The organism is Paraburkholderia suaedae (assembly GCF_040812055.1).
Classification (GTDB): domain Bacteria; phylum Pseudomonadota; class Gammaproteobacteria; order Burkholderiales; family Burkholderiaceae; genus Paraburkholderia.
Genome location: NZ_JBFOAH010000008.1, coordinates 175,855 through 200,511, shown reverse-complemented (window position 1 = coordinate 200,511; position 24,657 = coordinate 175,855). Strand labels below are relative to the sequence as shown.

Annotated in this window: 21 protein-coding genes; 15 read left to right on the top strand and 6 right to left on the bottom strand. The window is 65.1% G+C overall.

Annotated elements, in window-relative coordinates; translation table 11 throughout:
• The first annotated feature begins 134 nt into the window (after positions 1-134).
• The 3 genes from ABQJ48_RS14260 to ABQJ48_RS14250 all read left to right on the top strand — a co-directional run bounded on the left by ABQJ48_RS14260 (position 135) and on the right by ABQJ48_RS14250 (position 2,907).
• On the top strand, positions 135-587 hold the full coding sequence (locus tag ABQJ48_RS14260; RefSeq protein WP_367838652.1) for a MarR family winged helix-turn-helix transcriptional regulator: 453 nt from the start codon (positions 135-137) through the stop codon (positions 585-587).
• Between the two features lie 191 nt (positions 588-778).
• Positions 779-1,198, top strand: coding sequence for an organic hydroperoxide resistance protein (locus ABQJ48_RS14255; protein WP_367838651.1), 420 nt, complete (start codon positions 779-781; stop codon positions 1,196-1,198).
• A gap of 209 nt (positions 1,199-1,407) precedes the next feature.
• Positions 1,408-2,907, top strand: coding sequence for a cryptochrome/photolyase family protein (locus ABQJ48_RS14250; RefSeq protein WP_367838650.1), 1,500 nt, complete (start codon positions 1,408-1,410; stop codon positions 2,905-2,907).
• A gap of 199 nt (positions 2,908-3,106) precedes the next feature.
• Here ABQJ48_RS14250 and ABQJ48_RS14245 read toward each other — a convergent pair whose 3' ends face one another.
• Positions 3,107-3,283 carry a DUF3563 family protein gene (locus tag ABQJ48_RS14245; RefSeq protein WP_367838649.1) on the bottom strand — a complete coding sequence of 59 codons (177 nt, stop codon included), beginning with the start codon at positions 3,281-3,283 and terminating at the stop codon, positions 3,107-3,109.
• A 116-nt stretch (positions 3,284-3,399) separates the two neighbouring features.
• The gene (locus tag ABQJ48_RS14240) at positions 3,400-4,584 is read right to left on the bottom strand and encodes an extracellular catalytic domain type 1 short-chain-length polyhydroxyalkanoate depolymerase (RefSeq protein ID WP_367838648.1); all 1,185 of its coding nucleotides are present in this window, start codon (positions 4,582-4,584) and stop codon (positions 3,400-3,402) included.
• Between the two features lie 374 nt (positions 4,585-4,958).
• On the opposite strand from ABQJ48_RS14240, the gene ABQJ48_RS14235 reads away from it, so the two are divergent.
• The 4 genes from ABQJ48_RS14235 (at position 4,959) to ABQJ48_RS14220 (ending at position 7,978) form a co-directional block, all read left to right on the top strand.
• On the top strand, positions 4,959-5,663 hold the full coding sequence (locus ABQJ48_RS14235; RefSeq protein WP_367838647.1) for a phosphatase PAP2 family protein: 705 nt from the start codon (positions 4,959-4,961) through the stop codon (positions 5,661-5,663).
• Between the two features lie 134 nt (positions 5,664-5,797).
• Positions 5,798-6,571 (top strand): molybdate ABC transporter substrate-binding protein, encoded by a 774-nt coding sequence (gene modA / locus ABQJ48_RS14230; RefSeq protein WP_367838646.1) that lies wholly within the window; start codon positions 5,798-5,800, stop codon positions 6,569-6,571.
• Between the two features lie 29 nt (positions 6,572-6,600).
• The gene (gene modB, locus ABQJ48_RS14225; RefSeq protein WP_367838645.1) at positions 6,601-7,275 is read left to right on the top strand and encodes a molybdate ABC transporter permease subunit; all 675 of its coding nucleotides are present in this window, start codon (positions 6,601-6,603) and stop codon (positions 7,273-7,275) included.
• A gap of 1 nt (position 7,276) precedes the next feature.
• Entirely contained in the window at positions 7,277-7,978 is a 702-nt protein-coding gene (locus ABQJ48_RS14220; RefSeq protein WP_367838644.1) for an ATP-binding cassette domain-containing protein, read from the top strand.
• A gap of 60 nt (positions 7,979-8,038) precedes the next feature.
• Here the strand turns inward: ABQJ48_RS14220 and ABQJ48_RS14215 are convergent, their stop codons facing one another.
• A complete protein-coding gene (locus ABQJ48_RS14215; protein ID WP_367838643.1) occupies positions 8,039-8,875 on the bottom strand; it encodes a TOBE domain-containing protein in 837 nt (278 codons plus the stop codon).
• A 241-nt stretch (positions 8,876-9,116) separates the two neighbouring features.
• Here ABQJ48_RS14215 and ABQJ48_RS14210 point away from each other — a divergent pair, with 241 nt between their 5' ends.
• Positions 9,117-9,911 carry an SDR family NAD(P)-dependent oxidoreductase gene (locus tag ABQJ48_RS14210; RefSeq protein WP_367838642.1) on the top strand — a complete coding sequence of 265 codons (795 nt, stop codon included), beginning with the start codon at positions 9,117-9,119 and terminating at the stop codon, positions 9,909-9,911.
• A gap of 98 nt (positions 9,912-10,009) precedes the next feature.
• Here the strand turns inward: ABQJ48_RS14210 and ABQJ48_RS14205 are convergent, their stop codons facing one another.
• Positions 10,010-10,393, bottom strand: coding sequence for a tautomerase family protein (locus ABQJ48_RS14205; protein WP_367838641.1), 384 nt, complete (start codon positions 10,391-10,393; stop codon positions 10,010-10,012).
• Between the two features lie 100 nt (positions 10,394-10,493).
• Between ABQJ48_RS14205 and ABQJ48_RS14200 the strand changes: the two genes are divergently transcribed.
• On the top strand, positions 10,494-11,345 hold the full coding sequence (locus tag ABQJ48_RS14200) for a LysR family transcriptional regulator (protein WP_367838640.1): 852 nt from the start codon (positions 10,494-10,496) through the stop codon (positions 11,343-11,345).
• Positions 11,346-11,516: 171 nt separating this feature from the next.
• Here the strand turns inward: ABQJ48_RS14200 and ABQJ48_RS14195 are convergent, their stop codons facing one another.
• Positions 11,517-12,083 (bottom strand): hypothetical protein, encoded by a 567-nt coding sequence (locus tag ABQJ48_RS14195; protein WP_367838639.1) that lies wholly within the window; start codon positions 12,081-12,083, stop codon positions 11,517-11,519.
• A 112-nt stretch (positions 12,084-12,195) separates the two neighbouring features.
• Here ABQJ48_RS14195 and ABQJ48_RS14190 point away from each other — a divergent pair, with 112 nt between their 5' ends.
• Entirely contained in the window at positions 12,196-12,633 is a 438-nt protein-coding gene (locus ABQJ48_RS14190; RefSeq protein ID WP_367838638.1) for an MbcA/ParS/Xre antitoxin family protein, read from the top strand.
• The gene (locus tag ABQJ48_RS14185; protein WP_367838637.1) at positions 12,630-13,331 is read left to right on the top strand and encodes an RES family NAD+ phosphorylase; all 702 of its coding nucleotides are present in this window, start codon (positions 12,630-12,632) and stop codon (positions 13,329-13,331) included. Before ABQJ48_RS14190 ends, ABQJ48_RS14185 begins: the two co-directional genes overlap by 4 nt.
• A gap of 37 nt (positions 13,332-13,368) precedes the next feature.
• Here the strand turns inward: ABQJ48_RS14185 and ABQJ48_RS14180 are convergent, their stop codons facing one another.
• Positions 13,369-14,106 carry a metallophosphoesterase gene (locus ABQJ48_RS14180; protein ID WP_367838636.1) on the bottom strand — a complete coding sequence of 246 codons (738 nt, stop codon included), beginning with the start codon at positions 14,104-14,106 and terminating at the stop codon, positions 13,369-13,371.
• Positions 14,107-14,388: 282 nt separating this feature from the next.
• Here ABQJ48_RS14180 and ABQJ48_RS14175 point away from each other — a divergent pair, with 282 nt between their 5' ends.
• From ABQJ48_RS14175 to glgB, 4 genes are all read left to right on the top strand, one after another.
• On the top strand, positions 14,389-15,051 hold the full coding sequence (locus tag ABQJ48_RS14175) for a DUF1345 domain-containing protein (RefSeq protein ID WP_367838635.1): 663 nt from the start codon (positions 14,389-14,391) through the stop codon (positions 15,049-15,051).
• Between the two features lie 437 nt (positions 15,052-15,488).
• Positions 15,489-18,941 carry a maltotransferase domain-containing protein gene (locus ABQJ48_RS14170; protein ID WP_367838634.1) on the top strand — a complete coding sequence of 1,151 codons (3,453 nt, stop codon included), beginning with the start codon at positions 15,489-15,491 and terminating at the stop codon, positions 18,939-18,941.
• Positions 18,938-22,405, top strand: coding sequence for a maltose alpha-D-glucosyltransferase (treS, locus tag ABQJ48_RS14165; protein ID WP_367838633.1), 3,468 nt, complete (start codon positions 18,938-18,940; stop codon positions 22,403-22,405). Before ABQJ48_RS14170 ends, treS begins: the two co-directional genes overlap by 4 nt.
• Entirely contained in the window at positions 22,398-24,608 is a 2,211-nt protein-coding gene (gene glgB, locus ABQJ48_RS14160; protein WP_367838632.1) for a 1,4-alpha-glucan branching protein GlgB, read from the top strand. The genes treS and glgB overlap by 8 nt, the downstream gene beginning before the upstream one ends.
• The last annotated feature ends 49 nt before the right edge of the window (positions 24,609-24,657 follow it).

The window sequence follows — 24,657 nt, the reverse complement described above, 5'->3', positions numbered from 1 at the left end:
CTTGCCGGCCGCCCCGCGACGGCGCTCGCCGTCCCGCTTCGCTCGATCCCGTCTTCACTCGTCAAGCGCCAGTAAATTGCGGCACAATGGTTTGAGCGCAATCCATTTGTGCGCTCTTTTACCTGAGATGCACCATGACCCAGCGCCCCGCCTTGCCGTTTACGCTCGACGAGCAACTGTGCTTCGCCCTGTACTCGACCTCGCTCGCCATGACGAAAGCGTACAAGCCGTTGCTCGAGAAACTGGGGCTCACGTACCCTCAATATCTGACGATGCTGGTGCTGTGGGAGAACAACGACGTCACCGTCAAGGACATGGCCACCCGTCTGAACCTCGACTCCGCGACGGTCACACCGCTACTCAAGCGCCTGGAAACGCAGGGCCTGCTACAGCGCGTGCGCGGTGTCGACGATGAGCGGCTCGTCTATATCCGGCTCACCAAAGCCGGCCGGGCGCTCAAGCGCCAGGCGCGCGAAGTCCCTGGGGAAATCTTCTGCGCGACCCAGCAAACGCCGGAATTCCTGCTGCGTCTGCGCGACGACCTCACTCGCCTGCGGGCCACGCTTAACGATCATCTGGATCGCTAGCCGGCGTGCGGCAAACGCAGGCTATCGGCTAAATACCAAAAATTAGTTTGCACACAAATGATTTGTACTCTATCTTTGACACACGCCGCTCCGATAGCGCACCGCCACAACGGTGGCCGGGAAATCGCGGCAAGCATGCAAACCCAGGCAAATCCAACCGATCCAGAACGATCCAGACAAGGAGCAACACCATGAACATCCTCTACAAAGCAAGCGCAACGAGCACTGGTGGCCGCGACGGTCACGCCGTATCGTCGGACAATGCGTTGGACGTCAAGCTGGCCGCGCCGCGTGAGCTGGGCGGCAATGGCGCCGCGGGCACCAATCCGGAACAGCTGTTCGCGGCTGGGTACTCGGCCTGCTTCCTGAGTGCAATGAAATTTGTTGCGGGCCAGAAAAAGCAGGCTTTGCCCGCCGACACGCAAGTGACCGCGGAAGTGGGCATCGGTCCGAACGACACAGGCGGCTTCGCGCTCGACATCGATCTGCGCATCTCGCTGCCTGGCCTGCCGGCTGACTCGGCGAAGGAACTGGTCGACGCGGCGCATCAGGTGTGTCCGTATTCGAACGCTACTCGCAATAACGTGGCTGTGCGGCTGCACATCGCGTAAGCGGCAGTCTCAACCAGGCGCCTATGAAGCAGGTGCGCGGCGCACGGCAAGACGGTCCCGCGCCACGGCGAGCGCCCGCACCGTGCAAAATGGGGCGGGCGTTGATCCATTTGTGAACGTGGCAGGCCATCTGTAACATCGGTGGACGTCGCCATCGCTGGTGGCCTGCAATCGCTGGAGCAGCAAACCCTCATCCCAACGACAACCCGATGACACGCGTCCGGCGTCTGTACGACAGCTTGAATACCGGCCTGGTGTGGTTTCGCCGCGATCTGCGCAGCACGGACCATGCAGCCCTCTACTACGCGCTCAAGCATTGCGAGCGCGTCTGGTGCACGTTCGTGTTCGACACGACCATCCTGCAGCCGCTCGTCGATGCGTGGCAGGCGCGCCATCCGGGCAGCCAGGCGCAGGACCGCCGAATCGACCTGATTCTCGCCGCGCTGCAGGAACTGGATGACGCATTGCGCGCACACGGTGGCGGCCTGATCGTGCTATACGGCGACCCCGCTGACCTCGTGCCCAAGCTCGCCGAAGAACTCGGCGTCGAAGCGGTATTCGCGAACCACGATTACGAGCCGGTCGCGATCGAGCGCGACGAGACCGTGCATCAGCGTCTCGCCGCAGCCGGTCGGCAGTGGCTGACGTTCAAGGACCAGGTGATTTTCGAACGGGACGAAATATTGACCGGCCAGGGGAAGCCCTTCACCGTGTTCACGCCCTACAAGAACGCGTGGCTCAAGCGCGTGAGCGCTTTCGATCTGAAGCCGTACCCGGTGGAAACCTACGCGAAGCATCTGGCCGCGCTGCCACCCAAGCTGAACCGCCCGCTACCGACGCTGGATGCGCTCGGCTTTGCGCCGAGCAACCTCTCCGAGCTGAAGCTGCCCACCGGCATGAGCGGCGCGCAACGTCTGCTCAACGACTTCACGACCCGCATCGACAGCTACGCGCAGCGGCGCGATTTCCCCGCCGCCAAGGGTCCAAGCTACCTGTCGATGCATCTGCGCTTCGGCACGGTTTCAATCCGCACGCTCGCGCGCCTTGCTCACGAGATGTCGTTGCAACCCGACGGACAGGGCGCGGCCATCTGGCTGTCCGAACTCATCTGGCGGGATTTCTACTTCATGATCCTGGCACACCATCCGCGTCTCGCGAGTGGCGCGTCGTTCAAGGAAGAGTACGACCGGCTGCGCTGGGAACGCGGCCCCGAGGCCGACGAGGCATTCGCCGCCTGGTGCGATGGGCGCACCGGCTACCCGCTCGTCGACGCGGCAATGTTGCAGCTAAACCGCACCGGCTACATGCATAACCGTCTGCGGATGGTGACAGCGAGTTTTCTGGTGAAGGATTTGGGCGTGGACTGGCGGCTCGGCGAGCGCTACTTCGCGCAACAACTTAACGACTTCGATTTCGCGGCGAATAACGGTGGCTGGCAGTGGGCAGCATCGACGGGATGCGACGCGCAGCCGTATTTCCGGATCTTCAACCCGATCACGCAATCGGAGAAATTCGATCCTGAGGGCCGCTTCATCAAACGCTATTTGCCCCAGCTTGCGAAGCTGCCTGCCAAATGGATACACGCACCATGGCTGGCTGGAGCCGAGCGGCTGGCCGAGTACGGCGTGGAGTTGAATAAGGACTATCCGGCACCGATTGTCGACCACGCCGAAGCACGCGCACGCACGCTCGCCCGTTTCGGCAAGTGAGCGCCCGCTGAGCGGAGAGGAGAGGAGAGGACCGGGGGTGTCGGGATGCAACGGTCACGTTCGCCGCAGTGCTGAACCACACCAGAGTGCCATTGACTCGGGATGACCGAAGCGAGCGTGCGCCTCTCTAAATGACAGCTTGCGCGCGTCGCCTGAACATCGGCCAAACTTTACGCGCCGATGCTGAAGCTTTAGCAGCTCAGTGCTGCATCATCCATGACGGTTGGCGAACGTCCACTTCGCGATCGAGCTTGCGCATGCGGAATTCGAGGTCGTAGAGATCCGTAGCCTCCGCGAGATAAGCGTCAGCACGTTCTTTCGCGAGTTGGTCGGGCGACTTGGTCAGGAAGAGAAACAGGCGGCTAAGCAGGTACATGATCAACCTCGGCAATGAGTAGGCATAACGCCTAGGGGATAACCCGTATTATAGGGAAAACCCTAGGATCGCGCCAGCGCTCATTTCGAAGTGTTGCCTGGAAGACACCGGTCGCCTCAAGAGGCCGCTGCGGTGGCGCTCTCAGCGGTCCTACCGGCGCCCGTGCGCCGTTGGTGCTTGAAGAATTCCCAGATCATCGCGCTCGCGTCGGGGCCTTTGGCGGAATGAAACGGCACGGCGTCGTCGCCGCCGGACCAAGCATGGGCAAGCCCCTGCACGCGGCACAGACGCACCACGCGCCGGCCGCTGCGCACGTGGTCGCGCATGACCACACCGCTCTTGCGCTCCTCGCGCACGTCACCGGATTTGCGCGCGCCATTTGCGTCGACGATGCGGTTCAGCCGCAGGAATTGCACCGCCAGTTGGTCCGCATTGACCGGCGCGACCACGTGATCGGCGTCTCCATGGACGATGATCGCCGGCATGCCCGGGTAGTGGGCCACGTCGACCACTTCGTCGGCGAGCGCGACCGGCTCGCGGCGCGCGCCTCGCCGCATCACGTCCATCGCGGTAATGCCCGAGCGGGCTTCGCCGAGCGCGGGGCCGGAATGCAGCGCGACCGCGGCGAAATGCTCGGGATATCTGACGGCCAGAAGCGCCGTGAGTCCCGCGCCGGCGGAAATGCCGGCGACATACACGCGCTCGGCATCGAATCCATGCTCCGCGACCAGCGCATCGACCAGTGACACCACCGCGCGCGCCTCGGCACCGCCGGCGGTGTCGCCGGCGTCGTACCAGTGCCAGCAGCGGTGCGAGTGCGCATGTTTCGACTGCTCCGGATAAACCACCGCAAAGCCGTAGCGATCGGCCAGCACGTTCATCCGCGTGCCTTCGGCAAACTCCTCGATGGATTGGGTGCAACCGTGCAGCATCACGACCAGCGGCATCGCTTCGAGGGCATGTCCCGGCGGCACATACAACCCGAACTGAAGATGATTGACGAGCCGCCCCGGCGCGGCGGGCGCGGAATGAAACGAGCGGCTCCACGAACCGCTCGTCCAGGCGGACGCGCGCGGGCGCACCCGCGACTCGCGCGGGGCGGCGCGCGGTGCTTCGCGCTTCGCGGCGCCGCGCAGCGCAGATGCCGGCTTGGCCGGACGAACCTTGGCGGACGGCTTGCTGCTGGCAGCGCGCGCCGGCCGCGCGGCGACGCGCTTGGTGGTCTTTCGAGCGTGCTCGGTTTGAATGGCGAGCAGTCGCTTCAGACCGCGCAGCCAGATTTTCGATAGACTTTTTGCCATCGGTGAATGACCTCGCAAAAAGGGGCAGGCGGTTCGACAAAACCGCGCAACGATGGTTCTTGTGCAATGCACAATAACATCAATTTGCAGGCGATGCCGGTTTGCCGCGACCGCAGCTCAATGCCCATTTCCGCTCGGCGACCAGCGGGCACCGCAGCCAGCGTGAAGGCTGCGCGCTGGTTCGCCAGCCGCGTGCGCCGGCCGGTTCGACTGTCAAACTGCGCAGCAGCCGGCGCGACCGTGGCGCCGCACCCGTCTATACTGGCGGTTGAGCCAAAGACCCGCGATCTGTGCCGCGTCGATGCTCCGCGCCGTGCGCGCGTTGCTTTCTTCCCCAACCTGACGCTACGCGGCCTGGGTCGCGCGCTCCTGCCATGCCCGATTTACCTCTTCATCTGTGGTATTCGATCACCAGTCTCGGCGGGGCCGGCATGACGCTGCCGCTCGCCCTCGCGATCGCCCTGTGGCTGGCGCTCGGCTACTCGTGGCGCATGGCAGCGGGCTGGCTGCTGCTGCTCGGCGCGGCCATCGGCGTGGTCACGGTGACCAAGCTCGCGTTCCTCGGCTGGGGTGTCGGCGTGCGCGAACTGGATTTCACCGGCGTCAGCGGCCATGCCATGTTGTCGACCGCCGTCTATCCGGTCGCTTTCTTCCTGATGCTGCTGCCCGCTACCCGGGCGATTCGCCTGTTCGGCGTTGTGCTCGGGCTGGCGGCGGGTGTCGCGGTGGGTTTGTCGCGCGTCGCGCTGAGCGCTCATTCGCCGTCCGAGGCCGTCACCGGTTGCCTGACGGGGGCGCTGGCAGCACTGCTGTTTGTGCGCATCGTATGGAATCGCGAGCCGGGACGTCTGTCCGCGTTGCCGGTCGCCGTCAGCATGCTGGTGCTCGCCGTGTTGATGCACGGGGTGCATGTGCCCACCCAGCGCTGGGTCACGCATATTGCGCTCAAGGTTTCCGGTCACGACAGGCCGTTCATCCGCGCGAAGTGGAAGGCTGTGCGCGAGGTGCGCCCGGCCGCGGCCGCGTCGCTGCCGCAAACGCTCAATACGCTCGCGCCGCCCCGAACCACGCCGGTCTGACGCGTTCCCCCTGCTTACCAACGCATTAGAAGCGTTACTGAACCGTCATAATTGCGAGCACCGCTATGTTGTTTGGTATATTACGATCGTCGTTTAGCTCGCCGCGCCGGCTCCCGCCGGCCATTCAGCCCCTCATGACCCTTTTACCGTGCCTTCCGAAACGCGCGCTATGCGTCGCCAGCGCATTGTCCGTCGCTATCAGCGCGAATGCGCGCGCCGACGAACTCGTGGTGTCTGCCGCAGCCAGCCTGACCAACGCGTTCGAGGCGGTGGGCGAAGTCTTCGAGCAGCAGCACCCGGGCACCAAGGTGCTGCTCAATTTTGGCGCCTCCTACGTGCTGATGCAGCAGATCGTCAAAGGCGCGCCCGCCGACGTCTTCGCGTCCGCGGATCAGAAGGCGATGGACAAAGCCGCCGCCGCCCACGTGATCGTGCCGGCCTCGCGCCGCGACTTCGCCGCCAATTCGCTGGTGCTGATCGTGCCCGCGGACAGCCATTTCGCGCCTGCGACGCTGAGCGATCTGACCTCGGCGAACGTGAAGCGGGTCGCGTTCGGCGATCCGGCTTCGGTGCCGGTGGGCCGCTATGCGCAAGGCGCGCTGCAAGCCGCCGGCCTGTGGGACGCAGTGAGCGCGAAGGCCGTGCTGGCGTCGAACGTGCGTCAGAGCCTCGACTACGTGGCGCGCGGCGAAGTCGACGCCGGCTTCGTGTTCAGCACCGACGCCGCGATCCAGCCCGGCAAGGTCAAGGTCGCGCTGAATCTGCCGGCGCAAACGCCGATCACCTATCCGATCGCGCAGGTCGAAGGTAGCCGACATGCCGCCGACGCTCAGGCGTTCATGAAGTTCGTGCTGTCGCCGGCCGGCCAGGCCGTGCTCGCGAAGTACGGCTTCAAGCCCGCGCATTGACGCGCATTCGTTCACGGGATCGCGCGCTCATGGAACAGGTCTGGATTCCGCTGCTGCTGTCATTGAAAGTGGCGGGCTGGGCCACCGCGCTCAATCTGGTGTTCGGTGTCGCGGCGGCCTTCGGTTTGTCGCGCTGGCGCAGCAACGCGCGCGATGTAATCGATTCGCTGCTGATGCTGCCGCTCGTGCTGCCGCCCACCGTGCTCGGCTACTACCTGCTGGTGCTGCTGGGGCGGCGCGGCGTGATCGGCGCGTGGCTCGACCGCCTTGATATTCAGCTGGTGTTCACTTGGCAGGGCGCGGTGATTGCGGCGACTGTCGTGGCGTTTCCTCTGGTGCTGAAATCGGCGCGCGCCGCGTTTGAATCCGTCGATCCGCAGCTCGAGCGGGCGGCACGCACGCTCGGCATCGGCGAAACGGCGGTGTTCTTTCGCGTGAGCCTGCCGCTCGCCGCGCGCGGCATTCTCGCCGGCGGGCTGCTGGCGTTCGCGCGCGCACTCGGCGAATTCGGCGCGACGCTGATGATCGCGGGCAATCTGCCGGGCCGCACACAGACGCTCTCGGTGGCGGTGTACTCCGCCGTGCAGGCCGGCGACGACAGCAGTGCGAATCTCCTCGTGGTCGTGACTTCGGTGACGTGCGTCGTGATCCTGCTGCTCGCGGGCCGTCTCGTGCCGCAGCACACGTTGTTGAGTTCACGCTGACATGCCGCTCGCCGTCGACATCCGCAAGACCTTCGAAAGCGCCGAGCGCCGCTTCACGCTCGACGTGACGTTCAAAGCCACCGCGCAACGTGTCGTGATGTTCGGCCCGTCGGGCGCCGGCAAAACGCTGACCTTGCAGGCGATCGCCGGCCTCTTGCGCCCCGACGAAGGCGCGATCACGCTGTACGGCGATGCGCTCTTCGACAGCGCGCGCGGCGTCGACCTCAGACCCCAGTCGCGCAAGATCGCGTACCTGTTCCAGGACTATGCGCTGTTTCCACATCTGAACGTGCGGCAGAACATCGGCTTCGGCTTGCAGCGAGGCTGGCTCAATCCGCGCCCGCGGCATGCGCATGCGCAAGTCGAATACTGGCTGGACGCGCTGGAGCTGAGGAGCGTCGCGGGCAATCATCCGGTGCAGTTGTCGGGGGGACAAAAGCAGCGCGTGGCGCTGGCGCGGGCACTCGTCGCGCAACCTCGGCTGCTGTTGCTGGACGAACCCTTCTCCGCACTCGACAGCGCGTTGCGCCAGCGCATGCGCCGCGAACTTGCGGAGCTGCAAACGCGGCTCGACATTCCGATGGTGTTGATCACGCACGATCCCGAGGACGTCGCCGCTTTCGGCGATCAGGTCGTGCAAGTCAGCGACGGCTGCGTGCGCGAGCATCCGACTTTCGTCGGGTATGCGCCGAGCGCGCCCTGAGGTGGACGGGCGCGCGGTGCCGGGCCGCCTCACCGGGGGCCGCCTGCCTGCGCCCAACGCTCAGTCCTTCACCCCTAGAATCACGCTCGATGCCTTGAACGCCGCCACCGCGTTCGCGCCTTCCGTGAGACGCAGCGCATCCACGCTCTCATTGGTGACGACCGCGGTCACGACTGCGCCGCCTGCGAGCGCTAGCGTGACCTCGGCATTCACCGCACCCCGCTTCACGCTCTGCACCGTGCCGCGCAACTGATTGCGCGCCGACAGCCTGAGCGGCGCGCAACTCGCGTCCTCGACGAGCAGCACAACCCACGATGCCTTGATCAACGCAAACGCCGCCGCGCCTTCGGCGAGGCCCAGCGTTTCGGTGCTCTCATGCGTGAGCACGGCGACGATCGTGTGGCCGCCGGGCAGCGTCAGCGAGACCTCGTCGTTGACCGTGCCGCGTGTGATCGTCGACACGGTGCCGTAGAACTGGTTTCGCGCGCTGGTCTTTACGCCGATGCGGCCGATCAGATCCCAATCCGTCGCGAAACCTTCGATCGCCGCGCCGGCGCGTTCCAGAAAACGCCGATGCTCGCGCTCCACCGCGCGAAACGTCTCGATCAACTTCACGGCGCGCGGGGTCAGCGTGGTGCCGCCACCGCCCTTGCCGCCGGTCAGCCGTACGACGAGCGGTTCGCCGGCGAGGTTGTTCATCGTGTCGATGGCGTCCCACGCGCCTTTGTAGCTCATGCCGACCGCTTTGGCCGCGCTCGTGATCGATCCGGTTTCGCCGATGGCCGCGAGCAGCGCGATCCGCGACGCGCCGCCGAGCGTGTGCGCGCCGGCCTGAAACCAGACGGAGCCGCCGAGTTCAAGGGATTCGTTGTGAGGATCGGGTTGTTCGGATGCCATGGCGAAAAGCGTTCAAATCTCCAGCAAGCGACCGCAAAGGACATCGAAGCATTATAACGACGCGCGCCCAAGCCACTGCCCGCTGGTCCGCCCGCTCATCGGCCCGCGCGCCAGCACGGCGCGAAATCGGACGAACGGATAGATGGGATACTTTCAGCTCGACGCTTCGACACTTCGCCTTTGCATTCTTCAGCACGACCGGCCATCGCCGGTTCCCGCAACGTCAAGAAGGAGCAACACAGTGAACATCGATCTCTCGGGCAAAACCGCTATCGTCAGCGCATCCACGGCGGGCATCGGACTGGCGATCGCCACCGGCATTGCCGCGGCGGGGGCGCGCACCATCGTCAACGGACGCACGCAGGAAGCGGTAGAGCGCGCCATCGAAACGATCCGCGAGTCGGCGCCGCAAGCGAGCTTGCAGGGATTCGCCGGCGACCTGGGCACGCGCCAAGGCTGCGACGCGCTGGCGCAAGCGGTGCCGCACGCGGACATCCTCGTGAACAACCTCGGCGTTTTCGGACCCGGCGATATCTTCACCACCGCCGACGACGACTGGGAGCGCTACTTCCAGACCAACGTGATGTCGGGCGTGCGGCTCACGCGCCATTACCTGAAGGGGATGATGGAGCGCAAGTGGGGACGCGTCGTGTTCATCTCGTCGGAGTCGGCGTTGAATATTCCGGCGGATATGCTCGCGTACGGTTTCTCGAAAACGGCGCAGTTGAGCATTGCGCGAGGCATCGCCAAGCAGGCGGCCGGCAGCGGCGTGACGGTCAATGCCGTGCTGCCCGGACCCACCCTTTCAGCGGGTTTCCGCTCGATGGTGGAAGACACCGCGAAGCAACAAGGCAAAAGCGTCGAACAGGTCGCCACGGAATTCGTGCGCGAACATCGGAGCAGTTCGATCATCCAGCGCCCGGCTACGACTGAGGAAGTGGCCAATATGGTCGTGTACGTCTGTTCGCCGCAGGCCTCCGCCACCACGGGCGCGGCGCTGCGCGTGGACGGCGGAGTGATCGATACGATCGCGTGAGGGGTGGGGGCTTTGCTCACGAACCGAGTGCGGGGAACGACGCATGTGGAGGCGCCACCCCGCCGCTTCCCGAGCGTGACGTCCCACCATCGCGGCGTTCACACCGCGTACTGCGCGATTCCGTTGCCGAACGACCAGTTCTCCTTCTCCACCTCGACGAGATTGATGAACACATCCTCTCGCCGCAGCCCCGGCGATTGCGCCAACTCGTCGACGACGCGCCGGTATAGCGCCTTCTTCTGGTCGATCGTGCGGGTATTGCTCACCGTGAGCTGGATCACGACGAAATCGTCGCTGCGCTCGATGTTCAGGTACTGCCTGTCGTAGATCAGATTGCCGGCCTCGTGTTCGGTGATCAGCACGAACTGGTCGTCCTTCGGCACGTTGAACGTTGCCACCAGCGAGCGCTGGATGCTGTCGGTCAACGCCTTCCGGTATTCGACGGACTTGCCGGCGCGCAATGCGATTCGGGTCAGCGGCATGATGAAACTCCCTCGTGGCGGTGATGAGACGATCACAGCATAGGCGCGCTCAGTCATAATAAACAGATATCGCCGGCTATTTCAGCTATATTCGAATGAAATGAAAGTCCTCGATCTCGATTCGGTGCGCGCGTTCGTGCTGGTGGCGGACCTACGCAGTTTCACCCGCGCCGCAAACGCGCTGGATACTACGCAATCGGCCGTCAGCCTGAAGCTCAAGCGGCTCGAAGCCCAACTCGGCAAGCAGTTGCTGGAGCGCACACCGCGCGTAGTACGTCTTTCCGTCGACGGAAATGCGTTTCTTGACGCCGCACGCGAGTTGTTGAACGCACATGAGCGCGCGCTGGGCTCACTGTCGGTTGAGCGGCGGCGGCTCGTGCTGGGGTTGAGCGAGCATGTGGCGGGGCCCGACTTGCCGCAACTGCTCGGCCGGCTTAACGCGCACGATCCGGGTCTGGTGATCGAACTGCACATGGGGACGTCGGCGGCGCTGCTCGCGCAATTCGACGAGCGCCGGTTCGACGCGGTGATCGTCCGCTATGGCGCCGACGAAGCACCGCGCGACGACACGCAAGTGCTATTCAGCGAAGCGCTCGGCTGGCTGGCAACGCCGGCTTGGCTGCCGAGGGTCGGCGAGCCGCTGTCGCTGGCGCTGCTGAGCCCGCCGTGCAACGTGCGGGACACTGCGCTGCGCGCGCTCGGCGAGGCGGCGATTGCGTGGCAGGAGGTGTTTGTCGGCGGGGGCGTGGCAGCCGTAGGCGCCGCGGTCGCCGCGGGGCTGGCCGTGTCACCGCTGGCGCGCCGCATCGCGCCGCGCGGCTTGCTCGATGTCGGCGCGCGGCTCGGCTTGCCGGCGCTGCCGGAGTCGCGGGTGACGCTGCATTCGCGGGTGAGGGATGCGCGCTCCAGGGAGACGTTGCGCTTGATGGCGAATGGATTGGCCATGCAATGACGAGACCGCGCGCTCCACGGATGGTGCGCGCGGCTTTTTCGCCAGGCTAGAAAGCTACGCTGCCGGAAGATCAACAGTCGGGTGCCGAAGACCGTCCGCGCGGATTTTCCGGACCGGGCGCACAGCGGCGCGGCCACCGCCACGACACGCGCGCCGCAAACCCAGCCAGCTTTAATGGATGATGGGCGGCAACGAACCGCTACTCGCGGTTGCCGGATCAGTATTTGCGCGAGCCTGCCCCCCGCTAACGTTTGCGGTGATCGCCCGAGTGTTCGCGGTGGGCGCCGCCGGCTTCGCCGCCACCGCTGCGACTTGCGGACGAGCCGTACGCGGCACGACCAGGTTGGCGTGCTCAACCCCGCCTTGCCCCGGCTTGCTTCGGATGAGTTGGGCATGCGGCTTGCCGCCCTGCGCCATCAATGTGGCCTTCCCTTGGAGCCTGCCTGAACCCAGCGCCTTGGCGCTCTGCGTCGCGCCACCTTTCCCTGCGAACTTCTTCACGCCGCCATGCGCGGCCAATTTGCTGCCGCGTGCCGCTTCCACCGCCGGCGCCCCGTGCCGCACACTCGCCATGTGCTTCGACTCGGCCTTGGTCGCAACGCCCGGCTTCTTGGCAGCATGCTTCGTCACATGCCTGCTCGCCTCAGGCGGATTCCACACTTCCGCATAACCCGCCGCCATCGCCGCTTCCGACACACACCACACCGCCAACGCCGCTGCCACTACTCGAATGCCCATCTTCTGCTTCTCCCGATCTTCCACTGCATGACGAGCCGTGATTATATTCTCTTGCAAAAATCCATATTTAGACTAACATCATTTTTAAGTACACATAGGGACTTACCCACTCATGGCTCACGCTGCCCGCCTCGACCCGCCTGAAGCGCCGATTCGCCGGCCGATTTCGGAACCTACGTTTTCCGAAATGTCCGCCGCAGGGTTGCGCGCGTTCTTCAAGATCGCGCATGACTGGGACCTGAACGCCGACGAGCAGATCGTGCTGCTCGGCTCGCCCGGCCGCTCCACCTTCTTCAAATGGAAGCAGACGCCCGAGGCAGCGCGGCTCGGGCGCGACACGCTTGAACGCTTGTCGCTGCTGCTCGGTATCTACAAGGCGCTGCAGATTCTGCTGCCGCAGCCCCACGCCGCCGATGCCTGGATCAAGCGCCCCAACAGCGCGCCGCCGTTCGGCGGCCGTCGTGCGCTGGACCGTATGCTGGCCGGCAACATCAGCGACCTCGTGGCCGTGCGCCAGTATCTCGACGCAATGCGAGGCGGCTGGGCGTGACACAACCGCATTGGCAGGACCGCTGGCGCACCGCGCCGCTCGACTGGTCGCCCGCGTATCGTGTGATTCCCACGCGGTTCCCGGCCATCAACCTGTTCGACCGCGTCGCTTCGCCCGAAGACTTTGACGCGCTGTACGCGCTCGAGGCGATGACCAACGACCGGCTGCGCACCGAAATCGGCGAACTCGACCTGGTGCCGCGCGAAGAGCGGCGCTTCGGCCCCGGCTATGGACCGATCATGGCCGCGCTGACGCATCTCAATCCGCTTGGCAGCCGCTTTTCAGACGGCACTTACGGCGTGTTCTATTGCGCCCGCTCGCGCGCCACCGCGATCGCGGAGACGCGCTATCACACCGGGAAATTTTTGGAAGCGACCGCCGAGCCGCCGAGCCGCCAGCAAATGCGTCTCTACACAGTGGCCGCGCAAGGCAAGGTGGTCGATCTGCGCGACGACCCTTCGCTCGACCTCGCCGTGCTGTCGCCGGACGATTATGTGGCGGGTCAATCGCTCGGCCGCGCGGTGCGCGAGGCGGGTGCGCCGGGTATCGTCTATCCGTCGGTGCGCGATACCGGAGGCGAGTGCCTCGCAGCGTTCCGCACCACGTTGCTGCGCGACTGCCATCACGCGGCGTATCTGGAATACAACTGGAATGGCAGAAGCGTGGACATGGTGTTCGAACTCAGCCAGGTGGGCTGAGCGACGCCAGTGCGGCAACGGGCGCTGCGAGCCGCGCTCAGGGTAAAGCCAGCGCCGCTGCTCCTTCGGCGCGCGCTTCGTCGACCGAAACCGACCAGCGCAGCAACGCCTCGGGCTGCACGATCGTCAGTTTGCCACCGGGGCCGAACGCGCCTGTGTCGATGAACACTTGCGAACCGATCTGCGTGATGTCTCGCATCGGCGTATGCCCGCAATAGGTCAGCGAAAGCCCGCGTTGCCTCGCCGCATCGTAGTTGCCCACCGCCAGGTCGCGTCCCCAGAGCATTCGCTCGCGGGTTTCGAACGAGAAATCTCCCGCATCGAGATCCGCGTCTGTGCCGAAGAATTCGGCATGCAGAACATTGAAGCGCCCTTTCCCGCTGCCGACCACGCGCGCAAGCGGCAACGTGCGCAAGACTTCCGCGTAATGCTGCAAGCGTTCGTCGGGCACGTTCACGGCCCACGCGCCGCCAATGCCGAACCACCACTCGCGCCGCAATCGCCCTTCGGCGACCGCGCACAGCGCGTCTTCGTGATTGCCGAGCACGGGGAAGAACCAGGGCTTGTCGAGCAACGCCAGCGCCTGCTCGGAATGCTCGCCGCGATCGACCAGATCGCCGACCGAAAAAAGCCGGTCGCACAGCGGGTCGAACGCGATAAGGTTCAGCAGATAGCGCAATGCATCGACGCAGCCGTGCAGATCGCCGACCACGAAGTCGCGACCGTGCGCATTGGCGGGATGATGCTGGACGGGGTTGACGAGTACGGAAGCCATTCACTCATGATAATGCTGCATCGCCCGGTACGTATGCGCGGTTCCGATCGTATCCTGGCGTGTTGACTGGCAAAAACGACGGAAAACGACGCAAAATCGGTCGGTTTCAGGGACGCTTTTACCGCAAACCCAACATCTCCGAGGAGTATTGCGACGTGCGTAGCGGGTGCGGCCGCGCCGGCATGCACCGACGTGGCGGCGGCCGTTGCAGAACAGCAAGGTAGAATCCGCCACACCGTTGCCGCTCACACTACCGCTCACTTGTCTTTCACGCCCGATCCCATGCTCACCAAATACTACCCGCAAGTGCTTCGCAATCGGCCGCGCACGGTGCTTGGCCTCCTGATCGGCATCGTGGTCACGCTGCTGGTACCCTGGCATGTCAGCGCGACGGCGCGCGCGCTGATCGGCTGGGACGCCGCCATCTGGAGCTATCTGTTGATGATCTGGGTGCACATGGCCTTCGCCGACGAACACCGGGTTCGCGAATCCGCGCGGCGCGAGGATGAAAGCGCGGGCGTCGTGCTCTTCGTGATCTGTGTCGCGACCATTGCGAGCATTGCGGCGATCGTGCTGGAACTCGCATCGGCGAAAGGCACCGCTGGAGCGTCGAGTGCATGGCATTACCTGTTGACCGGTCTCACCCTGATCGGCGCATGGTTCATGATTCCTACCATCTTCACGCAGCACTACGCGCGGCTCTACTTCGACACGGACGCTACCGAGACCGCGTTGCTGTTTCCCGATCACAGGCTCGAGCCGAACTACTGGGACTTCCTGTATTTCTCGTTCACCATCGCGGTCGCTTCGCAAACCTCGGACGTGGTATTGCGCTCGCGTTCGATTCGCCGCGCCGCGCTCGCGCAGTCCATTCTGTCGTTTTACTTCAATGTCGCCGTGCTGGGCTTGTGCGTGAACATCGCAGCGGGACTGCTCGGGTCGTGACGCCACCCACCGTACGAGGATCGCTCGCGCGGTCGCCTTGCGCTGCGACGCTGCCGTTTCACGTACGGCCGTTGTAAAAGCCGCGCGACGCCCGCCCGTTTTACACGCAAGCCCTGCCTGATCGCACCGGGCTACCGGTTCACGTCCGGCGCGCTTTGGCCTCAACACGTTCGTTCGCCCTCCCTTTCGATTCGCTGCAGGCACCGCCTGGCACAACGCTTGCTGCCGCTCCCCGATAGCTGTGCCCGGCCAGGGCTGCGGGAGTCTGGCGCCAAAGCACCGTCGACTGGCCAGCGGCGTGACGATCTTTGCACTACATTGACCAGTACGCGCCCTCGCTGACGCTGCTCGCGGTAGCCGGCTCTGGAAGCCCAATGAGCGCTGTGATCGCATGCCAACTGCATCCACACGCAGCAGGACGAATCTGGAAACCATCGATGGAACCTCCAAACGGGTATGCGCCGCGGATTTACTTTTTTCATTCACTGCTGGTGGGGCCGCTCGATGCCTGGCCTGCGCAGTTCGCTCATGCGGCCGCGCTGGGCTTCGATCACGCGCTGATCGGCGGCCTGTTCGAGCCGGGACAGGCGGGCCACGGACAGGTGGTCGGCAATCACGCCCGGCTGCATCCGGTGTTCGAGGCGCAGCAACCCGCGCCGGATGCACTGCAAACGCTCTGCAACGCCGCTCGCCAGCATGGCCTGACCTTGCTGGTCGATCTGGTGATCGACCGGATCGCCGCCGATGGCGCGCTATACGCCGAGCATGCCGACTGGTTTCACCCGTTCGAGTCCGAAGAGGCGCGGCTCGATCCGCGCCATGTGCATCGCGAGGACAACGTCGCGTACGCGAACTTCAACGACGCCGGCAGCCGCGATGCGCTCACCGGCTGGTGGACGCAGCAGCTGCTCGCGTTGGCCGACGCGGGCGTCGGGGGATTCCGCTTCGATTCGCCGCATCGGGTGCCAGCCGCCGTGTGGCGCCAACTCGGCGACGCGCTGCGCGCGAAGCATCCCGAGGTGCGCCTGCTTGCCGCCACTCCCGGCCTCGCGCGCGACGATCTGCCTGGGCTCGTGAGCGCGGGCTTCGATAGCGTGTTCTCGTCGGTGCGCTGGTGGGACTTTCGCGCGAGCTGGATGATCGAGGAGCATGCCGCGCTTGCGCGCATCGGCGCTCCGATCGCGTTTCCGGAAGCGCCCTACGGCACGCGTCTGGCCGCGGATCTGACCGACGTACATGACGCCGCCATCGTCGAACGGGCTTACCGGCGCGCGCTCTTCACGTCGGTCGCGCTCGGCACCGGCTGGATGATGCCGATGGGCTTCGAATACGGCATCGCCGAGCCCATGTCGCAAACGCGCGGCGACGCGTCGCAATTCGCGCTCGCGGTGCAGGCAAAGCAGTTCAATCTCACGGAGCGGGTCACCCATGCCAACGAACTCGCACGCCGTTCGCGGACGCTGCACGCCAATGGTGAATTGCGCCCGTTGAGCGGGCCCGGCGCCCCCGCCGCCGTCCTGCTGCGCGCCGACCAGCCGGACCTGCGCGACGCCGACGAAGCGGTGCTGATCGCGATCAATCCCGAACTCGGCGCGCCGGTGCGCGTCGATCCCGCGCGCTTTCTCGCGGGCGTGCCGGGCAACTTCACGCGCTTCCTGCCGCTGGATGCGCCGGCCCACGCCGTGCCCGCCGGCCTCACGCCGTTCACGCTCGGGCCTGGCGCGGTGCGTCTGATGCGCGCGGTGACGGAAAAGCCGATCCGCCTCGCGCCGCCCGTCGACAAGCCCAACAGCAAGCGCAGTGGCCGCAGGACCGTGCTCGAGGCGCTCAACGCGCCGCGCGTGGCGATCGAAAGCGTGATGCCCTCGGTCGACAACGGCCGCTTCGCGGCGAAGCGCTCGGTGGGCGAGCGCGCCGAAATCAGCGCCGCGATTTTTGCCGAAGGTCACGATAAGATCGCCGCCGCCGTGATCTGGCGCGCCGCCGACGAAACCGCCTGGCACGAAGCGCTGATGCGCCCCGCGCAGCCTGCCGGACTCGACATCTGGACAGCGCGCATTCCGCTCGAACGGCTCGGCCGTCATGAGTTCAGCGTGATCGCGTGGCGCGACGACTTTGCATCGCTCGTCGAGCATATCGAGAAAAAGCTGAAGGCAGGGCAGACCGTCGAACTCGAACTGGAGGAAGCCGCACATCTGTTCGCGCTGGTGCTCGCCGAAGTGGAGACGACCGAAGGCGCGCAGAAGGAGCCGCTGGAACACATCGTCAAGCAGTTCGCGAAGGCCGACGCCGCCGAGAGGCTCGCGCTGATTCTCGCGCCGGGCACCGCGAAGGCGATGACCGCCGCGCGCCACCGGCCGTTCCTGAGCCGCGACCCGGTGATCTACAAGATCGACGCGGACCGCGCCGCCGCGCGTTTCGCAAGCTGGTACGAGATATTCCCGCGTTCGATGAGCGACGACGAAACGCGCCACGGCACCTTCGCGGACGTGACCACGAAGCTGCCACGCATCCGCGATATGGGCTTCGACGTGCTGTATTTCCCGCCGATCCACCCCATCGGCCTCGCCAATCGCAAAGGCCGCAACAACACGCTGAACGCACAGCCCGGCGACGTGGGCAGTCCGTATGCGATCGGCGCGGCCGAGGGCGGCCACACCGCCGTGCATCCGCAACTGGGCACGCTCGACGACTTCAAGGCGATGCTCGCCGCCGCACATGCGTACGGCCTCGAAATCGCGCTCGACTTCGCGATCCAGTGCTCGCCGGATCACCCCTGGCTGAAGGAGCATCCGACATGGTTCGCATGGCGGCCCGACGGCACCTTGCGTTACGCGGAGAATCCGCCGAAGAAGTACCAGGACATCGTCAATCCCGACTTCTATGCGCACGACGCGAAGCCCGACCTGTGGCTCGCGCTGCGCGACGTGATCCTGTTCTGGATCGAAGCCGGCGTACGCATTTTTCGTGTCGACAACCCGCACACCAAGCCGCTGCCGTTCTGGGAATGGATGATGGCCGACGTGCGTGCGCGCTATCCCGACACCCTCTTCCTCGCCGAAGCGTTCACACGTCCGCGCATGATGAACCGGCTCGGCAAGATCGGCTTCTCACAGTCGTACACTTACTTCACGTGGCGCGAGTCGAAGCGCGATTTGATCGAGTACATGAACGAGCTCACACAAACCGGTGCGCGCGACTTCTACCGGCCGAATTTCTTCGTCAATACGCCGGACATCAATCCACGTCATCTGCAATCGCAGGGACGTACGGGCTTTCTGATTCGCGCGGCGCTCGCTTCGACGCTGGCGGGGTTGTGGGGCGTGTATAGCGGTTTTGAACTCTGCGAGGCCGCCGCGCTGCCCAACAGCGAGGAATATCTGAATTCCGAGAAGTATCAGTTGCGCGCGTGGGACTGGAACCGGCCGGGCAACATCGTCGGCGAGATCACGGCCTTGAACCGGATTCGCCGTGCGAACCCGGCGCTGCAAACGCATCTCGGGCTGACTTTCCTGACCGCGCACAACGACCACATCCTCGTGTTCGAGAAGGCGACGGAGGCGCGCGACAACGTGATCGTCGTCGCGATCAACCTCGATCCGTTCAACGAGCAGGGCGCGGATATCGAACTGTCGTGGCACACGTTCCAATGCTGGCATCTGCACGATCATGGCGCGCTGGAAGTGACCGACCAGATGACGGGCGCGCGCTTCGAATGGCACGGCCGCCGGCAGCATGTGCGGCTCGGGTCGGGCCAGCCGTTCTCGATCTGCAGCATCGCGCCGCTCGGCGGCCTGCCCGCCGAACGCCCCGCTGAGGCCGACAACGATTCCGACAGCGCCGATCAGGCGGACGCTGGCAACCCAACCCCAACCGAAGGTGCAATATGAAGCGCGACGATACAGCCCAAACCACGTCGCCGGGACAAGCGGGCATAGTGACGAGCAGCGCGGCCAACCCACGCTCGCGGCGGCGCGGCAAGCCGGCGGCCCTGAGCGACGATCCGCTCTGGTACAAAGACGCCATCATCTATCAGGTGCACATCAAGTCGTTCTTCGATGCCAACAACGACGGGGTAGGCGACTTTCCCGGCCTGATCGCGAAGCTCGACTACATCGCCGAACTCGGCGTGAACGCGATCTGGCTGTTGCCGTTCTATCCGTCGCCACGGCGCGACGACGGCTACGACATTGCCGACTATCGCAACGTGCATCCGGACTACGGTCAGATCTCGGACGTCAAACGCTTCATTCAGGAAGCGCATGCGCGCGGCATCCGCGTAATCACCGAGCTGGTGATCAACCACACGTCGGACCAGCACCCGTGGTTCCAGCGCGCGCGCCGGGCAAAGCCGGGTTCGAACCATCGCAACTATTATGTGTGGTCCGATACCGATAAGAAGTATCCGGAAACGCGGATCATCTTCATCGACTCCGAACCGTCGAACTGGACGCACGATCCGGTTGCGGGCGCTTATTACTGGCACCGGTTCTATTCGCATCAGCCCGATCTGAACTTCGACAACCCGTCGGTGCTTAAAGAGGTGCTGCAAGTGATGCGCTTCTGGCTCGACCTGGGGATCGACGGTCTGCGGCTCGACGCGGTGCCGTATCTGGTCGAACGCGAAGGCACGAACAACGAGAATCTGCCGGAAACGCACGCGGTGCTAAAGAAGATCCGCGCGACCATCGACGCCGAGTATCCGAACCGGATGCTGCTCGCCGAAGCGAACCAGTGGCCGGAAGACGTGAAAGAGTATTTCGGCGACGAGGACGAATGCCACATGGCGTTCCACTTCCCGCTGATGCCGCGCATCTACATGTCGATCGCGAGCGAGGACCGCTTTCCGATCACCGACATCATGCGGCAAACGCCGGACCTCGCGGAGTCGAACCAGTGGGCGATTTTCCTGCGCAACCACGACGAGCTGACGCTGGAGATGGTCACCGATTCCGAGCGCGACTATCTGTGGAACACCTATGCGAGCGATCGGCGCGCCCGGCTGAATCTCGGCATTCGCCGACGCCTCGCGCCGCTCATGGAACGCGACCGCCGCCGCATCGAGCTGATCAATTCGCTGCTTTTATCCATGCCCGGCACGCCCGTGATCTATTACGGCGACGAACTCGGCATGGGCGACAACATCCACCTTGGCGACCGCGACGGCGTACGCACACCCATGCAGTGGTCGTCCGACCGCAACGGCGGTTTCTCGCGCGCCGACCCCGAGCAACTCGTGCTGCCGCCGGTGATGGGTTCGCTGTACGGCTTCGACGCGGTCAACGTCGAAGCGCAAAGCCGCGATCCGCATTCGCTGCTGAACTGGACCCGGCGCATGCTCGCCACGCGTCGCGCGAAGCAGACCTTCGGGCGCGGCACGATTCGCTTCCTGAAACCGGAGAACCGCAAGATCCTCGCGTATCTGCGGGAGATGCCGGACCAGCCGCCGATTCTCTGCGTGGCGAATCTGTCGCGCGCGCCGCAAGCGGTCGAACTCGACCTGTCCGAGTTCAATGGCGCGGTGCCGGTCGAAATGACCGCCGACTCCGTGTTCCCGGCGATCGGCCAACTGACTTATCTGCTGACGTTCCCGCCGTACGGCTTCCTGTGGTTCATGCTGTGCCAGAGCGGTCAGCGTCCCGCCTGGGCGCAGCCGCACTCGGAGCCGTTGCCCGAATTCGTCACGATCGTGATCCGCGAAGGGCAAAGCGGCCCGACGCCGGAAAACGTGCGCCTGCTCGAATCGGAAGTGCTGCCTTCATGGCTGAGCCGGCGCCGCTGGTTTGCCTCGAAGGATCAAAAGATGCACGCGGTGCGGCTCGCCGCGTTGACCACGATTCCGAACGGCGGCTTTGCATTCACCGAAATCGAAGCAGACGTGGGCAACCACACCGAACGCTACGTAGTGCCGATCGCGATCACCTGGGGCGGGGAAACCACCACGCCCCTCTTCATGCAACTCGCGTTGGCGCGGGTGCGGCGCGGCCGCAATGTCGGCCATCTGACGGATGCGTTCGCGCTGCCGATCTTCGCGCACAACGTGTTGCGCAAGCTGCGCGAACGCGCGGTCGTGCCGACCGTGCAGAAGAGCGAAATCAAATTTTTGCCCACCGAGCGTTTCTCCGAACTGGACAACCTCGGCGAGCGGCCGGAGATTCGCTGGCTCGCGGCCGAGCAGAGCAACAGCTCGCTGATCATCGCGGACGCCGCTGTGCTCAAGCTGGTGCGACGGCTGGTCAGCGGCATTCATCCGGAAGCGGAAATCAGCCGCTATCTGACCCAGCTCGGCTACGCGAACACCGCGCCGCTATACGGCGAAGTGGTGCGCGTCGATCCAGAAGGCGTGCCGCATACGCTCGCGATCCTGCAAGGCTTTATCGATAACCAGGGTGACGCGTGGAACTGGTCGCTCGATCACCTGCGCCGCTCGGTGGACGAACTCGCGATTGCGATCGATCCGGAAACCGCGACGGCGCCGGACCGCGACAAGGAAACCATTCTGATGGAGGGCTACAGCGAGCTCGCGGGCATCATCGGCAAGCGGCTCGGCGAACTGCATGTGGCGCTTGCGTCGCCGACCGACGATCCGTCGTTCGCGCCAGAGCCGGCCGACGCGAGCCACCTGAAAGCGTGGGTCGACGGCACGCAGTCGATGCTCGCCGCCGCGCTCGACGTGCTCGCGCCGCGCATCGAACAGATGAGCGATCCGGACATCAAGGCGTTGGCGCAAAGCCTGATCGACCGGCGCGCGGCGCTCGTCGCCGCAGTGGAGCAGCTGGTCCCGGCCGACGCCGGCGCCATGCGCATTCGCATTCACGGCGACTTCCACCTGGGCCAGGTGCTGGTCGCGCAAGGCGACGCGTTCCTGATCGACTTCGAAGGCGAGCCGGCGCGCTCGCTCGAAGAGCGTCGGCAGAAGTCGAGCCCGCTGCGCGACGTGGCCGGCTTGATGCGTTCGTTGTCGTATGCAAGCGCGGCCGCGCAATCCACGATGGAAAGCGCGCCGCAGATCACCGCCGACCGCAAGCGGACGTTTTTCGACCGCTTCCGCGCGCATGCCACCGAAGCTTTCGTCGCCCAGTACCGCGCGGCCGTCGCGCAGGCGCCGACGCCGCTGGTGTCGCCCGAAGCGGAACAGGCGCTGCTCGACCTGTTCCTGATCGAGAAGGCCGCCTACGAGATCCGCTACGAAGCGGCCAACCGTCCAACGTGGCTCAGCTTGCCGGTGCGCGGCCTCGCCGCGCTCACGAGCCGCTTGCTGGGCGACACCGGCGCCCCGGCGCAGCACGATTCATCAACCCAGGCGCCACGCGCCGCCACCCCGCCTAATGCGGCCGAGGGCGACCATGAGTGAGCATGATCCGGCCGCTGGCCTCCAACCGCTCGACATCGACGCGCTCGTCGAAGCGCACCACCCCGACCCGTTCTCGCAGCTCGGGCTGCATTGGACGGACGCGGGCCCGGTGGTGCGCGCGCTGTTGCCCAACGCCGCGCATGTCACCGTGATTTCGCGCGCCGACGGCACCACGGTCGGCGAGCTTCAGCAGTTGCGCCCCGGGCTGTTCGCCGGCCGCGTCACGTCGGGGGCGCCGTATCGCTTGCGGATCGATTGGCATGGTGTGGTGCAGGAAATTGAGGACACCTACTCATTCGGCCCTGTTCTCGGCGCAGAACCGCTCAGCCGCCTCGCGCACGGCGATCCCTACGCGGTGCTCGAATGCCTCGGCGCGCGTCCGATGCAAGTGGACGGCGTGCCCGGCGTGCGCTTTGCCGTGTGGGCGCCCAATGCGCGGCGCGTGTCGGTGGTGGGCGACTTCAACGCGTGGGACGGCCGCCGTCATCCGATGCGGCTGCGTCACGAGGCCGGCGTGTGGGAGCTGTTCGTGCCGCGCGTCGGGCCGGGCACGCGGTACAAATACGAGCTTCTCTCGCGCGACGGCCACCCGCTGCCGCTGAAGGCCGATCCCTGCGCGATGCAGACGGAAAAGCCGCCGGGCACCGCGTCGGTGGTCGCGCATGTCGACGAGATCGAGCAGTTTCCGTGGACCGATCACGACTGGATTCAGTCGCGCGCCGACAGGCAGACCGCGCGCGCGCCGATCTCCATCTACGAAGTGCATGCCGAATCATGGCTGCGCATCGCCGAAGAAGGTCAGCGCGGCCTCGACTGGGACGAACTCGCCGAGCGCCTGCTGCCCTACGTGACGAGCATGGGCTTCACGCACGTCGAGTTCATGCCGATCGCGGAACATCCGTTCGGCGGCTCGTGGGGTTATCAGCCGCTCGGGCAATTCGCGCCGTCCGCGCGCTTCGGCAAGCCCGAGCAGTTCGCGCGCTTCGTCAATCGGGCGCACGAGGCCGGAATCGGCGTGATTCTCGACTGGGTACCCGCGCATTTTCCGAACGACGTGCATGGTCTGATCGACTTCGACGGCACGCCGCTCTACGAGCACGCCGACCCGCGCGAAGGCTATCACCAGGACTGGAACACGATGATCTACAACCTCGGCCGCAACGAGGTAAGCGCGTTCCTGGTCGCATCGGGCCTCGCGTGGCTCAAGCGTTATCACGCCGACGGCTTGCGCGTGGATGCGGTCGCGTCGATGTTGTATCGCGACTATTCGCGAGCGGCCGGTGAGTGGGTGCCGAACATTTACGGCGGCCGCGAGAATCTCGAATCCATTGCATTTCTGAAGCGCCTCAATCACGAAGTCGGCTACGTGCCGGGCGTGCCAGGTGCGATCACCATCGCCGAGGAATCGACCGCGTGGCCAGGAGTGACGGCACGCGTCGAAGACGGCGGCCTCGGCTTCCAGTTCAAATGGAACATGGGCTGGATGCACGACACGCTGCATTACATGCACGAAGATCCGGTTTATCGCCAGTACCATCACCACAATATGACGTTCGGCATGGTGTACGCGTATTCGGAGCGCTTCGTGCTGCCTCTCTCGCACGATGAAGTGGTGCACGGCAAAGGCTCGCTGCTCGGCAAGATGCCCGGCGACAGATGGCAGCGGTTTGCGAATCTGCGCGCGTACTTCGGCTTCATGTGGACGCATCCCGGCAAGAAGCTGCTGTTCATGGGCGGTGAATTCGGACAGATGGCGGAATTCAATCACGACGCTTCGCCGCATTGGCATCTGCTCGACGATCCGCATCATCATGGCGTGCAACTGCTCGTGCGCGACCTGAACCATCTCTACTGCAAGGAGCCTGCGCTGTATCTGCTCGACAGCGAGCCGGGCGGCTTCGACTGGCTGATCGGCGACGACAACGTCAACAGCGTGTTCGCCTATCGGCGCACCGACGGCGCGGGCCGTGAGCTGGTCGTGGTCTGCAACATGACGCCGGTGCCGCGCCTCGGCTACCGGATCGGCATGCCGGCCAGCGGACGCTGGGCGGAAGTGCTGAACACGGACGCCAGCGCGTACGGCGGCTCGAATATGGGCAACGGCGGGCTGATTCATACCGACGAGATGCCGAGCCACGGCTGGCCGCATTCCGCTTCGCTGACATTGCCGCCGCTCGCAACCATCGTTTTGCGTGCGGAATGATTGACATGCTGTAGCGCGAGCGCGCGGCGCAGCGGGTAGGGCCGCCGCA

Excerpts from the sequence above, each read along its gene's own strand:
- ABQJ48_RS14200 (WP_367838640.1), top strand. The coding sequence starts at position 10,494 with ATGAAAGTCCTCGATCTCGATTCGGTGCGCGCGTTCGTGCTGGTGGCG.
- ABQJ48_RS14260 (WP_367838652.1), top strand. The coding sequence starts at position 135 with ATGACCCAGCGCCCCGCCTTGCCGTTTACGCTCGACGAGCAACTGTGC.
- modB (WP_367838645.1), top strand. The coding sequence starts at position 6,601 with ATGGAACAGGTCTGGATTCCGCTGCTGCTGTCATTGAAAGTGGCGGGC.
- ABQJ48_RS14175 (WP_367838635.1), top strand. The coding sequence starts at position 14,389 with ATGCTCACCAAATACTACCCGCAAGTGCTTCGCAATCGGCCGCGCACG.
- modA (WP_367838646.1), top strand. The coding sequence starts at position 5,798 with ATGACCCTTTTACCGTGCCTTCCGAAACGCGCGCTATGCGTCGCCAGC.
- ABQJ48_RS14180 (WP_367838636.1), bottom strand. The coding sequence starts at position 14,106 with ATGGCTTCCGTACTCGTCAACCCCGTCCAGCATCATCCCGCCAATGCG.
- ABQJ48_RS14190 (WP_367838638.1), top strand. The coding sequence starts at position 12,196 with ATGGCTCACGCTGCCCGCCTCGACCCGCCTGAAGCGCCGATTCGCCGG.
- ABQJ48_RS14220 (WP_367838644.1), top strand. The coding sequence starts at position 7,277 with ATGCCGCTCGCCGTCGACATCCGCAAGACCTTCGAAAGCGCCGAGCGC.
- ABQJ48_RS14250 (WP_367838650.1), top strand. The coding sequence starts at position 1,408 with ATGACACGCGTCCGGCGTCTGTACGACAGCTTGAATACCGGCCTGGTG.
- ABQJ48_RS14205 (WP_367838641.1), bottom strand. The coding sequence starts at position 10,393 with ATGCCGCTGACCCGAATCGCATTGCGCGCCGGCAAGTCCGTCGAATAC.
- ABQJ48_RS14240 (WP_367838648.1), bottom strand. The coding sequence starts at position 4,584 with ATGGCAAAAAGTCTATCGAAAATCTGGCTGCGCGGTCTGAAGCGACTG.
- glgB (WP_367838632.1), top strand. The coding sequence starts at position 22,398 with ATGAGTGAGCATGATCCGGCCGCTGGCCTCCAACCGCTCGACATCGAC.
- ABQJ48_RS14195 (WP_367838639.1), bottom strand. The coding sequence starts at position 12,083 with ATGGGCATTCGAGTAGTGGCAGCGGCGTTGGCGGTGTGGTGTGTGTCG.
- ABQJ48_RS14235 (WP_367838647.1), top strand. The coding sequence starts at position 4,959 with ATGCCCGATTTACCTCTTCATCTGTGGTATTCGATCACCAGTCTCGGC.
- ABQJ48_RS14245 (WP_367838649.1), bottom strand. The coding sequence starts at position 3,283 with ATGTACCTGCTTAGCCGCCTGTTTCTCTTCCTGACCAAGTCGCCCGAC.
- treS (WP_367838633.1), top strand. The coding sequence starts at position 18,938 with ATGAAGCGCGACGATACAGCCCAAACCACGTCGCCGGGACAAGCGGGC.
- ABQJ48_RS14215 (WP_367838643.1), bottom strand. The coding sequence starts at position 8,875 with ATGGCATCCGAACAACCCGATCCTCACAACGAATCCCTTGAACTCGGC.
- ABQJ48_RS14255 (WP_367838651.1), top strand. The coding sequence starts at position 779 with ATGAACATCCTCTACAAAGCAAGCGCAACGAGCACTGGTGGCCGCGAC.
- ABQJ48_RS14170 (WP_367838634.1), top strand. The coding sequence starts at position 15,489 with ATGGAACCTCCAAACGGGTATGCGCCGCGGATTTACTTTTTTCATTCA.